This window comes from Burkholderia sp. BCC0419 (genome assembly GCF_902830285.1).
In the GTDB taxonomy this organism is placed as follows: Bacteria; Pseudomonadota; Gammaproteobacteria; order Burkholderiales; family Burkholderiaceae; genus Burkholderia.
The window spans coordinates 45,081-58,983 of sequence record NZ_CADESR010000008.1 but is presented as its reverse complement, the minus strand read 5'-3'; the positions used below and the strand labels follow the sequence as shown (position 1 = coordinate 58,983).

At 67.4% G+C, this 13,903-nt stretch carries 11 protein-coding genes; 3 read left to right on the top strand and 8 right to left on the bottom strand.

The features are described 5' to 3' along the window. Positions 1-120: 120 nt before the first annotated feature. From HWW87_RS28510 to HWW87_RS28500, 3 genes are read right to left on the bottom strand one after another with little or no spacing between them, the layout of a single operon-like run. The gene (locus HWW87_RS28510; RefSeq protein ID WP_175823099.1) at positions 121-1,548 is read right to left on the bottom strand and encodes a cytochrome c; all 1,428 of its coding nucleotides are present in this window, start codon (positions 1,546-1,548) and stop codon (positions 121-123) included. Further along, the gene (locus HWW87_RS28505; RefSeq protein ID WP_174388447.1) at positions 1,545-3,323 is read right to left on the bottom strand and encodes a GMC family oxidoreductase; all 1,779 of its coding nucleotides are present in this window, start codon (positions 3,321-3,323) and stop codon (positions 1,545-1,547) included. The genes HWW87_RS28510 and HWW87_RS28505 overlap by 4 nt, the downstream gene beginning before the upstream one ends. After that, a complete protein-coding gene (locus HWW87_RS28500) occupies positions 3,323-4,063 on the bottom strand; it encodes a gluconate 2-dehydrogenase subunit 3 family protein (RefSeq protein ID WP_175823098.1) in 741 nt (246 codons plus the stop codon). The genes HWW87_RS28505 and HWW87_RS28500 overlap by 1 nt, the downstream gene beginning before the upstream one ends. A 594-nt stretch (positions 4,064-4,657) precedes the next feature. Between HWW87_RS28500 and HWW87_RS28495 the strand changes: the two genes are divergently transcribed. Further along, positions 4,658-5,242, top strand: coding sequence for an RNA 2'-phosphotransferase (locus HWW87_RS28495; RefSeq protein WP_175823097.1), 585 nt, complete (start codon positions 4,658-4,660; stop codon positions 5,240-5,242). A 19-nt stretch (positions 5,243-5,261) separates the two neighbouring features. On the opposite strand, the gene HWW87_RS28490 is transcribed toward HWW87_RS28495, so the two are convergent. After that, positions 5,262-5,678 carry a DUF3995 domain-containing protein gene (locus HWW87_RS28490; RefSeq protein WP_175823266.1) on the bottom strand — a complete coding sequence of 139 codons (417 nt, stop codon included), beginning with the start codon at positions 5,676-5,678 and terminating at the stop codon, positions 5,262-5,264. A 297-nt stretch (positions 5,679-5,975) separates the two neighbouring features. On the opposite strand from HWW87_RS28490, the gene ald reads away from it, so the two are divergent. After that, positions 5,976-7,091 (top strand): alanine dehydrogenase, encoded by a 1,116-nt coding sequence (gene ald, locus HWW87_RS28485; protein ID WP_175823096.1) that lies wholly within the window; start codon positions 5,976-5,978, stop codon positions 7,089-7,091. Between the two features lie 45 nt (positions 7,092-7,136). On the opposite strand, the gene polX is transcribed toward ald, so the two are convergent. The 4 genes from polX to HWW87_RS28465 all read right to left on the bottom strand — a co-directional run bounded on the left by polX (position 7,137) and on the right by HWW87_RS28465 (position 12,052). Then, positions 7,137-8,924 (bottom strand): DNA polymerase/3'-5' exonuclease PolX, encoded by a 1,788-nt coding sequence (gene polX / locus HWW87_RS28480; RefSeq protein ID WP_175823095.1) that lies wholly within the window; start codon positions 8,922-8,924, stop codon positions 7,137-7,139. Between the two features lie 149 nt (positions 8,925-9,073). After that, the gene (locus tag HWW87_RS28475; protein ID WP_175823094.1) at positions 9,074-9,466 is read right to left on the bottom strand and encodes a TraR/DksA family transcriptional regulator; all 393 of its coding nucleotides are present in this window, start codon (positions 9,464-9,466) and stop codon (positions 9,074-9,076) included. 385 nt (positions 9,467-9,851) lie between these two features. Beyond that, positions 9,852-11,258, bottom strand: coding sequence for an undecaprenyl-phosphate glucose phosphotransferase (locus HWW87_RS28470; protein ID WP_175823093.1), 1,407 nt, complete (start codon positions 11,256-11,258; stop codon positions 9,852-9,854). An 11-nt stretch (positions 11,259-11,269) separates the two neighbouring features. Further along, on the bottom strand, positions 11,270-12,052 hold the full coding sequence (locus tag HWW87_RS28465; protein WP_175823092.1) for a Crp/Fnr family transcriptional regulator: 783 nt from the start codon (positions 12,050-12,052) through the stop codon (positions 11,270-11,272). 923 nt (positions 12,053-12,975) lie between these two features. Here HWW87_RS28465 and HWW87_RS28460 point away from each other — a divergent pair. Beyond that, entirely contained in the window at positions 12,976-13,758 is a 783-nt protein-coding gene (locus tag HWW87_RS28460) for a Crp/Fnr family transcriptional regulator (RefSeq protein WP_175823091.1), read from the top strand. Positions 13,759-13,903: the final 145 nt, after the last annotated feature.

Below are 13,903 nucleotides of genomic sequence, written 5' to 3'. Positions count from 1 at the left end.
TTTCACGCGGTGGCGGCGCATTGGCGGGGTGCAACCCCGGCGAAGGGAAAAGCGTCGCACGCCCGGCCGCACGTCGGCGCGGACCGGGCGGCAGGCGGGGCTGGCGCCCCGCCGCTCACGTCAGCGCGACGCTTGCGGGAACCGCGCGCCCGGCGGCGGCTCGGGCCGCGTCGACGGCACGCTCTTGCGCACCTTCGCGACCTGCGCGGCCGTCACCGGCGCGCCCGTGTTGCCCCAGCTCGTACGCACGAAGTTCGACACGTCCGCGACTTCCTGGTCCGACAGGCGCCAGCCGAACGGCGGCATCGTGAAGGTCGACGGCGCGGTTCGCGTCCCTTGCAGCGCACTGCCTTCCAGCACGACGTGGATCAGCGAGGTCGGATCGTCGCCCTGCACGACCGGGTTGCCGGCGAGCGCCGGGAACACGCGCGTGTAGCCGTGGCCGTCGCTGCGATGGCAGGCCATGCAGTTGTCGCGATAGACGGCCGCGCCCGGCTTGCTCGCGTCGCCGGTCTGCAGCGCCTTCGCCGCGGCCGCGTCGTACACGTGCGGCTGCTCGCCCTGCACGCGCGGCGGCAACGTCTTCAGGTAGCGCGCAATCGCGTTCAGGTCGCCGTCGGTCATGTGCTGCATGCTGTGGCCGACCACGTCCGTCATCCCGCCGAACGCGGCCGTGCGCAACGTGCGGCCGGTCTTCAGGAACTGCACGATCTCGGTTTCGTTCCACGTGCCGAGGCCCGTGCGCGGCTCGCCGCGCAGGCTCGTCGGCACCCAGCCGTCGATCGCCGCGCCGCCGGCCAGGAAGTCGAGGCCGTCCGCGTCGGTCAGCCCGCGCTCCTGCATCGTCGGCGCGCGCGGCGTGTGACACGCGCCGCAGTGGCCGAGCCCCTGCACCAGATACGCGCCGCGCGCGACCACCGGATCGGTGTACGACGCCGCGTCGAACGGCTTCGCCGACGGCGCGAACATCTTGCGCCAGATACCGAGCGGCCAGCGCATCGACAGCGGCCACACGATGTCGACCGCGCGGTTCTCGTGCTCGACCGGCGCGACGCCGTGCATGAAGTACGCGTACAGCGCCTTCATGTCGTCGTCGGTCAGGCGCGCGTACGACGGGAACGGCATCGCCGGATACATCGTGTCGCCGTTCTTGCGCACGCCTTCGCGCACCGCCCGCGTGAAGTCCTCGTAGGTCCAGCCGCCGAGGCCCGTCTTCGGGTCCGGCGTGATGTTCGTCGAGTAGATGCCGCCGATCGGCGTGTCGAACTTCAGCCCGCCCGCGAACGGCTTGCCGCCGCTCGCGGTGTGGCAGGCGATGCAGTCGCCTGCGCGCGCAAGATATTCGCCGCGCTTGATGAGCGCCGCGTCGGCGGACTGGGGTGCCGGCGCGGCCGCCGGGCCCGAAGCCGCGGCCGGTGCGGACGCCGGCTGCGCGAACGCAGCGCCGCCCGCGAGACCGAATGCCGCCCATGCCGTGCCGATCGCCAGCGCGCGCCGCAGCGGAGAAATGCGGCGCGCGGCGTTGTGGTGGTTCATCGTCCTCTTCATACGGTCACCAGCGGGGCGGGATTTTTCAGGTATTGCTCGCGGATCGCGCGTGCCGACCAGTAGGCCAGCGCCGCGATGATCCCGGTCGGGTTGTAGCCGATGCCCTGCGGCAGCGCGGACGCGCCCATCACGAACACGTTGTGCACGTCCCAGCACTGCAGGTAGCGGTTCAGCACGCTCGTCTTCGGGTCGGTGCCCATGATCGCGCCGCCGACCAGGTGGGTCGTCTGGTACTGGCGCGAATCGAAGTGCTTGCCGAACTCGCGCGTCGACACGCCGATCGCCTTCGGCCCCATCGCTTCCGCGATCTTCTTCATCTGGCCGGTCACGTACTGCGCCATCTTGATGTCGTTGTCCTTCCAGTCGAACGTCATCCGCAACAGCGGCTGGCCGTACGAATCGCGATAGGTCGGATCGAGGTCGAGATACACGTCGCGGTACGACATGTTGGTGCCGTGCGCATCCATCGAGATCGTGTGCGCGTAGTTGTCCTTGACCGCCTTCTTCCACGCCGAGCCCCATTGCGGCGTGCCGGGCGGCGTCGCGATGCCGCTGATCGGCTTCACGCCGGCCTGGTTCACCCACAGCGGCGAGCCGCCGACGAACCCGAGCGGGCCGTGGTCGAAGTTGTCCGCGTTGAAGTCGTCCACCGCGACGCCGTTGCCGCCCGCGCCGATGAACGGATTCGTATAGGTGTCCTTGTCGAAGAACGCCTTGATCGTCGACAGGTTCTGGTATGCGAAATTGCGGCCGACCACACCTTCGCCCGACACCGGGTCGTACGGCTTGCCGATGCCCGACAGCAGCAGCAGGTGCACGTTGTGATACTGGAACGCGGCCACGATCACGAGATCGGCCGGCTGGTGCACTTCACGCCCGGCCGGATCGACGTAGGTCACGCCGGTCGCGCGCTTCTTCGTGTCGTCGAGGTCGACGCGCAGCACGTGGCACTTCGAGCGCAGCTCGAAATTCGGCGCCTGCTTCAGCGCCGGCAGGATGTTCAGGTTCGGCGACGCCTTCGAATACATGTAGCACGCGTAGCCGCTGCAGTAGCCGCAGAAGTTGCACGGGCCCATCTGCACGCCGTACGGGTTCGTGTACGGGCCCGACGTGTTCGCCGACGGCAGCCGGTACGGATGCAGGCCGAGCGAGTGCGCCGCATCGAAGAAGCGCTGCGCCGAATACGTATTGAGCTGCGCGGGCAGCGGGAAGTTGTCGCTGCGGTTCGCCTCGAACACGTTGCCGTCGCCGACCACCTTGCCGCCGACCTTGTACGCCTGCCCCGACGTGCCGAACACCTTCTCGGCGAAATCGAAATGCGGCTCGAGCTCGTCGTACGTGACGCCCGTATCCTGGATCGTCATCCCTTCGGGGATGAACTTCTTGCCGTAGCGCTCTTCATAGTGGCTGCGCAGGCGCAGCTCTTCCGGCGTGATCCGGAAATGCACGCCCGACCAGTGCAGCCCCGCGCCGCCGACGCCTTCGCCCGGCAGGAACGCGGCAAGCTGCCGGTACGGCAGCGCGGTGTCCTGCAGGCCGTGGCGGATCGACACGGTCGTCTTCGACAGGTCGAGGAACAGCTTCTTGCGGATGTTGTAGGTCAGCTCGTCGATCGTGTTCGGGTACGCGCCGTCCGGATAGGTGTCGCGATATTCGCCGCGCTCGAGCGCGACGACGTTCAGGCCCGCTTCGGTCAGTTCCTTCGCGAGAATCGCACCGGTCCAGCCGAAGCCGACGATCACCGCATCGACATGCGGCTTCTTATCTGCGGCCATCAGCTGCGCTCCCCGTTGATCGAGACGGGGCCGTACGGATAAGGCTTGCCGCTCTGGTTGACGAAATCCATGAAGTCCGCGCGCGCGCCCGGGAAACCGATCATCTTCCACGCGGCCATGTCGCGATTGCCGCCATGCACCGGATCGCAGAAATAGCCTTCGCGCGTGTTCTGCAGCAACTGGCCGAGGAACACGCCGGGCGGGACGTCGTCGATCTGCGCGCCGCCCTTCTCCAGCGCGCCGAGCACGGTGTCGCGCGTCGGCGCGTCGAGATCCGCGAACGCCTTGCCGTGGGTCTTTTCGCAATAGCGGTTGACGGCCGCGATGCCGAGCCGGTAGATGTCGCGCGGCACCAGCTTCAACTGGTAGCCGAGCTCGGGCACGCCCTGCTGGAACGGCCCCTGCATGTACCACGTCGCGCCGTGCGCATACGGCGTCTCCATCTGGCGATCGATGAATTCGGGCACGCCGGCCTCGAGCGCGCCGGGGCCTTCGGCGTCGGCCGGAATCAGCCGGTCGACGGCGGCCTGGACGAACGCCCATTCCTTCGCATCGAAAAAGGTCGGCTTGTACGGCGCGCGTTCGGCGCCGGCCGACGCAGTGGACGCGTTGCCGGCGGTCGTCGCGGACGGCGACGACGAGCGCAGGTCGCAGCCGGCGACCGACGCGATCGGCACGAGCGCGACCGATGTGCGCAGGAAACGGCGACGCGAATTGGGTTTGTCAGGTGGCGTGGACATGGTCGGATGTTGATCGTTGGGGATCGGGGGTTCGGACGCGCGCATTCCGCATGTCGCGTGCCCGGCAGGCAGCCGTGCCGCAGGCGGCCGGTCGCCCTGTTCTTTCGTGTGTTGCACACAACCTCGATGCAGGCGTCCGGCCGCGCGATTCGCGGTGGCGCCGTCATTGCAGCCGCACGTCGCCCCGGTGCCGGCGGCGCTGCGCAGATTGACCTCTTCGTGGGCCTTTCGTCGGACAAATACCGGCATCGGCCTGCATCTGCCCGTCATCGACCGTGACCCTTGTTCAACTTAGACGTCGCGTCTACCGACGGCAAGCGCAACGTGCACGACCCTCTTTTCGGGTCCGGCGACGAGTGCGGCGAATTATATATGGAACCGGTTCCAGTGCTAGAGGGTTCAATGCAATTCAGTGCATCGAAATTAGCAACAATGGGAAATGCGGAAGCTGGAATGTGCAAGGATGGCGAGATGGCGGACGCCTTCGCCGGTCGGGCAGACGATCGGGCTGCGGTGGGCGCATGTCGCTTTCCGGCGACACCCGATCAGATGGCGATATCGAGTTGCGTCGCGCTCTGGTAGCCTCCGCATCTCATGAATACCCAGAAAAACAAACTGCCGGCGCCCGATGCGACCGGCATCAGCAAATATCTCAGCTATCTGCTGCGCCACGAGCCGCAGGCCATCGGCCTGCACCTGGACGCCGAAGGCTGGGCCGATATCGATGAACTGATCGCCGGCGCCGCCCGTCACGGACACCGGCTCGATCGCGCGACGATCGAAAGCGTCTGTGCAACCAACGACAAGCAGCGCTTCGCGCTGTCGGATGACGGTCAACGCATCCGCGCGGTACAGGGCCATTCGACGCCCGTCGTGCAGCGCCGGTATCCGGCCGCGCAACCGCCCGAGCGCCTCTATCACGGCACGGCGACGCGCTTCCTCGATTCGATTCGTGCGCAAGGGCTGAAACCCGGCGCCCGTCATCACGTGCACCTGTCGGCGGACCTCCGGACGGCGCTGGCCGTCGGCGCGCGCTACGGCGTGCCCGCGATTCTCGAAGTCGATGCGCAGCGCATGCAGCGGCAGGGCCACACGTTCTTCGTCGCCGAGAACGGTGTCTGGCTGACCGATGCCGTGCCGGCCGACTGCCTGACGCTGATCGATACGCACGCGAGCTGAATCGCGCGCGGCTCCCCCCTCACCACGGCCAGAACATCGACGCGATCGACAACGCCAGCGCCGCGCACAGCGGCGAGTAATACAGCGTGTCCATCCGCGCGAAACGCGACCCGCGAATCCGCTTGAAGAAGCCGACGTAGCGGAAATCGCCGACGGCCCGCACCGCGAAGATCAATGCGAGCGCAACGACCGCGAATGCGATCGTGCCGGGATACGCGTTGCGCCCCAACCAGCCGGCACGCGCGGCGACCACGCCTGCGCCGCCCAGCAGTGCCGCCGCGATGGCAAGCGTGCCGATGGCAGTCGGCCGCAACAGCGGTACGCCGTCGTGCTCCGGAATGGCCGCGCGCTTGCCCAGCCGCCCGCCGAACGCCCAGTAGACGTGCACGAGCGCGATGGCGCAAAGCGTCGGCACGCTGAAATACGCACCGGTCATGTCGATCAATGTCCTCGTCTCGTTGTCTCGTTGTTTTGCCGAAAGGATTCCGGCACGCGGCCCCGCGTCCGCGCCACGCATGACGATACCGAAACCCGGCCACGCGCGCATTGCGACGTCCGGTCGCAACCGGCGGCCGTGCATGCTGCGTTGCAGTGCGCATGCGTCGTCGCGCAAGCCGGCCGCTTGACTTCCCTCCGTGCACTACTACCCTGTTATTCCAGTACTGCGGTCGGCACGCCGCTGCGCAAGCGGCTGCCCGCACGACGACGATAACGAAGGCCATGGAGGCGACTCATGCTGATCGGTGTGCCGAAAGAGATCAAGAACCACGAATACCGCGTCGGCCTCACGCCGGCCGGCACGCGCGAACTCACGCGCCACGGCCATCGCGTGCTCGTGCAGCGCGGCGCGGGCACGGCGATCGGCCTGCTCGACGACGACTACACGGCCGCGGGCGCGTCGCTCAGCGACGGCGCCGACGAAATCTTCGCGCGCGCCGACATGATCATCAAGGTCAAGGAGCCGCAGCCGGCCGAATGCGCGATGCTGCGGCGCGGCCAGATCCTCTACACGTACCTGCATCTCGCGCCCGATCCCGATCAGGCCGCCGCGCTCGTGAAGTCCGGCGCGGTCTGCATCGCGTACGAAACCGTGACGGGGCCCGGCGGCGGCCTGCCGCTGCTCGCACCGATGAGCGAAGTCGCCGGCCGCATGTCGATCCAGGTCGCGGCGACCCACCTCGAAAGCCCGCGCGGCGGCCGCGGCCTGCTGATGGCCGGCGTGCCCGGCGTGCCGGCCGCGCACGTGGTCGTGCTCGGCGCGGGCGTCGTGGGCACCGGCGCGCTGCAGATGGCGGTGGGCCTCGGCGCGCGCGTCACCGTGCTCGACACCAACGTGAACCGGTTGCGCCAGCTCGATCTCGTGTTCGCCAACCGGATCGCAACCGTCTGCTCGAATGCGCATACGGTCGACGAAGCCGTGCGCGATGCCGACGTCGTGATCGGCGCCGTGCTCGTGCCGGGCGCATCGGCGCCGCGGCTCGTCACGCGCGACATGATCGCGACGATGCGCAAGGGGGCGGTCGTCGTCGACGTCGCGATCGATCAGGGCGGATGCTTCGAGACCTCGCATGCGACCACGCACGCGGCGCCGACCTTCGTCGTCGACGGGGTGGTCCACTACTGCGTCGCGAACATGCCCGGCGCGGTCGCGCGCACGTCGACCTTTGCGCTGAACAATGCAACGCTCGGCCATGCGCTCGCGCTCGCCGACAAGGGCTGGAAACAGGCGATGCTCGACGATCCGCATCTGCGCGCGGGCCTGAACGTGTGCGACGGCCGCATCACGTACGAAGCGGTCGCGCTGGCGCTCGGCCTGCCCTACGTCCCGGCCACCGGCGTACTTGCATGACGGTGCGGGCATGAGTCGAACGCATCGCGGCCGGCCGCGTTGCGTTCACGCGCCCTTCGACCGGCTCCGCTTCGCGCCACCACCCGCGCCGCCGCCCGCGCTGCCCGCACCGCCCATCGTGCGCGCCAGCAGCGGCCGCAGTTGCGCGAGCGTGCGCGTGTTCAGCACGTCCTGCCGCGTCAGCCAGCCGCGCCGCGCCTGATCGACGCCGAACGCGAGGTTGTCGAGTTCGTCCGCGCGGCATGCATCCGAACCGATCGCGACCGGCACGCCGGCCTTCGCGGCCTCGCGGCACCAGACGTCCGGCAGGTCGAATCGACGCGGCTGCGCATCGAGTTCGACGAAGCAGCCGCGCGCGGCGGCTCCCGCGAGCACGCGCGGCACATCGAGTTCGCAGGCGTCGCGCTCGCCGAGCACCCGGCCGGTCGGATGCGCGAGAATCGTGAAATGCGGATGGTCCATCGCGCGCAGCATGCGATCGGTCTGCGCGCCGCGCGACAGGTCGAAGCCGTCGCGTACCGCGCCGACCACGAGATCGAGCCGGCCGAGCATCGCGTCGGGTACATCGAGGCTGCCGTCCTCGCGAATGCCGGCTTCCACGCCCTTGAGCAACACGAAATCGTCGAAGGTCGCGTTGACGCGATCGATTTCGTCGAGCTGGCGCGCGAGCCAGTCGAAGCCGTCGCGATCGCCATCAGGCGGGGCGCGGTCGGTGACGGCCAGGTAGGCGAGCCCGCGTGCACGCGCGGCGTCGGCCATCGCGCGCAGGCCGTCGCGGCCGGCCGCCGCATCGGTATGCGCGTGCAGGTCGCCGTGGAGATGCTTGCGCTCGATCAGCGCCGGCAGCGTGCCGGCGCGCGACGCATCGATCTCGCCGCGATCCTCGCGCAACTCGGGCGGCACCTCGTGCAGTCCGATGGCCGCGTAGACCGAGGCCTCCGTCGCGCCGGCAATCCGCTCGTCGCCGCGAAACACGCCGTATTCGTTGATCTTCAGGCCGCCGGCCTGCGCGATCCTGCGCAGCGCGATGTTGTGCGCCTTCGATCCCGTGAAGTAGACGAGCGCCGCGCCGAACGCATCGGCATCGACGACGCGCAGGTCGACCTGCAACCCACTGGCGAGCGTCACGCTCGACCGGGTCTTGCCGTGTGCGAGCACGCGCGCCACGTCGCCGTAGCCGACGAACGCTTCGGCGACCGCGACCGGGTCGCGTGCGGTGACGAGGATGTCGAGATCGCCGACCGTCTCGCGGCGGCGGCGGAAACTGCCGGCCGGCACGGCCTTGCCGACGCCGGCCACCGCACGCAGGCGTTCGAGCAACGGCATCAGCGCATGCGCGGCGTCGGGCAGCAGAAAGCGTTGCGGCTCGCGCTGCAGGCGATCGTCGATCGCTTCGAGCAGATGCGCTTCGGTTCTCGCGCCGAAGCCCGGCAGCTCGCGCACATGCCCGCTCTTCGCTTCGGCGCGCAACTGTTCGAGCGAATCGACGTGCAGCGCGTCATGCAGCGCCTTCACGCGTTTCGCGCCGAGCCCGGGCACATCGAGCAGCTCGACGATCGCGCCCGGCAGCGCATGACGCAAGGTTTGCTGCAGTTCGCAGGTGCCGGTCGCGGCGATCTCGCGCAGCTTCGCCGCGAGATCGGCCCCGATCGACGGAATCTTCCCGAGATCGTCGCCGTTCGCGATCATCATCGGGATATCGCGACCGTAGTCGGCGACCGTACGCGCGGCGTTGCGGTATGCACGCACGCGAAACGGGTTGGCGCCCTGGATCTCGAGCATGTCGGCGATCTCGGCGAACACGGCCGCGCACTCGGCATTGTGGATCGGCATGATCGGCGTGGCTCCCTTCCACGTGGATGGCGCCGCGCGCCTGCGCGACGGCGTCTGCCCGCCCGGCGCCGCATGTCGACGCCGCCGGGCGCACGTTGGTCATCCTACGCCGGCCGCACCGCGCGTGCAGCGCGGTTGAAGCCGCGACGTCAGAGCGACGCGCGTGGCGTCGTCGCGTAGCGTCGCTCGTAGAGCGACTGGCAATGCGTGCAGCGTTCGGCGGTCGGGCGCGCCAGCAGGCGCTCATAGCCGACCGACCCATCGCAGTCGATGCATTCGCCGTAACTGCCGTCGCGCATCCGCTGATGGGCGCGGCCGATCGCGCGCAACTCGGTCAGCTTCATGCCGATCAATGCATGATCGACGTCGACGAACAGGTCCGCGTTCGCCTCGTCGCCCTCGTCCGGCGCCGCGCCGGCAAGGTCCGCATAGGATTCCGACGCGCGGTGGTCTTCGCTCGTGCGGATCTCCGCATGCAGCGCCTGCTCGCTCTCGTTCAGCCGCTGCTTCAGCGTCTGTCGTTGTTGCGGGTCGAGCGACATGGCCGTCTCTCCTGTTCCGGGTTCCGCGCGAAAAAAGAGCGGCGCGCGGTATCGCGCCAGTGCGCGGCATGCAGGCATGACCTGCGCCGTCGCATCCGGATGGGCGGCCGGACGTGCGAAACGCCGGACGCATTCGACGCAGGATAAACCCATTGAACACGCGTGTGTTGACCGGAATCAGCATGCCGGTCAGGCAGCGGCAGCAGTGCGGAAACTGGGGACGGACGCGCAATCCCGACCGGCGTCGCGCGCCGCGAAGCCCGCCTGCGCAACCGCAGCGCAGCAATTTCCGGTGCGGCCACAGCGCCTCTTTCCGTGCCCGCGAACCGGCATCACGCCGTCGATACGCTCGCTCGCGTGGTACCGCTTCGATCATTCGTCATCCTCAGAACGCATTGCGCCCGATGAAGCCGCGCACCACCGTCATCAGGATGATCTTGATGTCGAACCAGAAGCTCCAGTTCTGCATGTAGAACAGATCGAACTTCACGCGCGCCTCCATCGCCTCGACCTTGCGCGTCTCGCCGCGATAGCCGTTCACCTGGGCCCATCCGGTGATGCCGGGCCGCACGCGGTAGCGGTACATGTAGCAGTCGATCAGTTGCCGATACAAGTCGTCGTGTTCGATCGCGTGCGGACGCGGGCCGACCACCGACATCTGCCCGAACAGCACGTTGAAGAACTGCGGCAACTCGTCGAGCGACGTGCGCCGCAGGAACGCGCCGACGCGCGTGATGCGCGAATCGTTGCGCGACGCCTGCCGCAGGACACCCGGCTGAGCGCGATGCACGCGCATGGTCCGGAACTTCAGGATATGGAACTCGCGGCCGTCGACGCCCTTGCGGCGCTGCCTGAACAGCACGGGCCCCGGCGACGACAGCTTGACCGCGATCGCCAGCATCGTCAGCAGCGGCAGCAACGGAATCAGCACGCCGAACGCGAACAGCCGGTCGAACGCGAACTTGGCCCACAGCTCCGGCGCGGAGCGCGGCGTGGTCGCGAGATTGATCGCCGGCATGCCGAGCACGTCGGTCGCGGAGCGATCGACGACCGCCATCTGCCGCACGTCGGGTAACAGCCGCAACTCGACGAACTCGTCGCGCAACTCGCGCACGATGCGCTGGATCCGCCATTCGTGCGACATCGGCAGCGTCAGCCAGACTTCGTCGATGTCGCCGCCGCGAATCAGGTCGCGCAACGCGTTCCAGTCGTCGATTACCGGCACGCCGCCGATGCCGCCCGCGGCGGCCTGCGCATCGTCGTCGAATACGCACGCGGCCACGAACGGGCCGTTCGGCGCGAGCTGCATCCGCTCGATCGCCACGCGTCCGTATGCCGTTGCGCCGACGACGGCGACGCGGCGCTGCCGCGCACGCGGGTCGCCGCGCGTCAGCGCGAGCGCCAGCAGCGCCGCGCGGCCGAGCAGCAGCGCCGCGTCGCCGGCCAGCACCGTGCGCACGATCCAGCGGGTCGTCACCGTGCCGCCGCGATTCATGATCCACATCGTGCCGGCCACCGTCAGCACGCTCGCGCACACCACCGCCACCAGCGTGTGCATCAGCACCTGCGCGCCGCCCTGCACCGCCACGCCGCCGCGCACGGTGCGCAGGTAGCGCGGCAGCAGCGCCACCGTCAGCACGCACAGCAGCGCGATCGCGCCGCGCTGCGCATCGGACAGGTCATGCCATCCGAGACCCGACGCCGCCTGCGCGACGAGCGCCCCGGCCAGCACGAGCACGACGTCGGCCGCCGCGATCGCTGCGCGCCGCATCGCATTCGTTCCACTCGACATCGACTGCATCGTCACGCACCGTGTGCGGGGAATCCGCGGTGCCCGTCCGGCATGCGCGGGCGAACCGTCGCCGGCATCGCATTGCCGCGCGTGCCGAGCAACCGGCGATAGTCGGCGCAAATCAGCTCGTAGCATTCGCACGCCTGATGTTCGAGGCCGTGCCGGTCGAGCACCGTGATGCGGCCGCGGCGTTGCCGGATCAGCCCGGCTTCCTGCAGGTTCCCGGCCGCTTCCGTCACGCCCTCGCGCCGCACGCCGAGCATGTTCGCGATCGTCTGCTGCGTGACGGCCAGCTCGTCGCCGTCGATCCGGTCGTGCGCGAGCAGCAGCCAGCGGCTGAGCTGCTCGCTGACCGAGTGATGGCGGTTGCACAGCGCGCTGCGCGCGATCTGCGCCATCGTCGCCTGGCAGGTGTTGAGCAGCAGCCGGTAGGTCTGCGCCGACCGCTCGAATTCGGCGCGCATCACGCAACTCGGCACGCGATAGGCCATTCCGCCGATGCGCACCTCGACCCGGCTCGACGCGGCGAGGCCGCCGACCAGCGTCCCCAGCCCGACCACCCCTTCGCGGCCGACCACCGCCACCTCGACCATCGCACCGTCCTCCATCAGGTGCTGGACCGACATCATCGCCGTCGTCGGAAAATGCAGATGGCGCATCGGCTCGCCGACCCGGTCGAGCATCCCGGCCTTGATCCTGACCAGTTCGAGATGCGGTGCGATGGCGCGGATGCTGTCCTCCGGGAGGGCAGCAAGGATGGCGTTCGCCGAATAGCTCGAGTGAAGATGAAGCATATCTGTATCCCTTTTATCGTCCGCGCCGCCTGCAGCAGCAAAGCACGGAACTCGTTATCGCGATGCGCGTCCGGACATTGACAGCGGTTGCGGCCCACAACCCTGAATCCGACTAACCATCGGCTTGTCAACGCCGAATTGAGTCGACTGCCCCGTTTCGACACGCCAACCCGAATAAGCGATTTACGTGCCAATACCCGCCTGTCCTTAATATATGAATCACGGCCGATTTAAATCACTCGGATAACCGGCCCCAAATCCCAAAAAACGTCTCATTTCCGGACACTCTTCCACGCGACGGACACAGCGCGCCATTCGACTGATCAAATGCCGCGCACCGGACCCGGGTAGCTGGCTGGCGGCTGCGACGCTTATCGTTCAAATACTTACAGCCGATTTTCAATTGTTTCCTTGATGTGCAGCGCAGCATTTCCCGGCGTCACCGCACCTCACACGCTCGTTTCAAACTGTCTCAAATTTGAATCTGCACACTAATTCGAGACTCTGTTCCCTATCGCACATATCACCTGCAAACCTTTGATTCAAATGACAAATCATGCGAGCCCCATTTATTTTTCAAATAATGTTCAATACCTTCCAGCCACTTGCGCCGTACGATTCACCAAGTTGTCCGATTGATTCCCGGTCGACATAGAATGACAAGCAAGCTCACGATTCCATTTCCGGATGATTAATTCCGGAAAAAGGAATCCTTAAATCGAAATAACGTTTGCGCCCAATCGCAATCGTCAAACTTTGTGAAATGGCAGAATGTGGAATTGGACGAATTCAATTGCGTGCTAGCCTTTTTTGCGAGTATCGTCATTCCGTTTTTGATCAACAAAAAGTCCGCACGATCGTGCTAAATCCCGTTCCGGGATTTGCCGAGACGACGCGCGACCGCCAACCTGCGAGGATGTGCCGTGACTCACCAGACCGCCGATACCGTCGCGTATGCGAACGGCATGATCGAGCTTTCCCACAGCTTCGACGCCAACCGGTTTCTCGCGGCCATCGACCGCGACGAACTCGCCACGCTGACACCCCACCTGCAACTCGTTCACCTGAAATCCGGGCAGGTGCTCTGCGAACCCGGCGAAATGCTCGCTGCGGTCTACCTGCCGGTCACGACCGCGATTTCGCTGCAGTACGTGTCGTCCGGCGGCATGACGCTGGAAGTCGCGGAGATCGGCAGCGAAAGCGTGGTCTGCGACGACGTGATCGGCGGCAGCGGCCGGATGCCCTGCCGCGCGGTCGCGTGTCGCGACGGTTTCGTCTACCGGCTCGACCGGCGCGTCTTCGCGGCCGCGTTCGATGCGTCGCCGGTGATCCGCCATCTCGTGTTCGTCTGCGTGCGGCTGCTGATGGCGCAGGTCGCGCAGATCACGTTCTGCAGCCGTCATCACGTGCTCAAACATCAGTTATGCAGATGGTTCCTGCTCGCGTTCGACCGCACGCGCAGCATCGAGATCCAGGTGACGCACAGCATGCTCGCGCAAATGCTCGGCGTGCGGCGCGAAACGGTCACGGACGCCGCCGGCGAAATCCAGAAGCTCGGCCTGATCCGGCAATACCGCAGCTCGATCGAGCTCGCGGATCTCGACGGCCTCGAAAAAATGTCGTGCGGCTGCCGCGCGATCGTGCGCGACGAGATGAAGCGCATCCTGTCGGCCGACTCGGGCGTGCCGGCCGCGTCGCGCGCGTGACCGGCGCTTCGGCGCCGCCCGCGTGCCGGGTCAGCTGTTTGTAGGGTGGCGAACAGAACGCCGTGCCTGCCGATGGTCTACTGATGCCGGACTGCCGGGGGGATGTCAGCGCTTATCGCGCGTCTGCCCGAGCGGACGACACCAC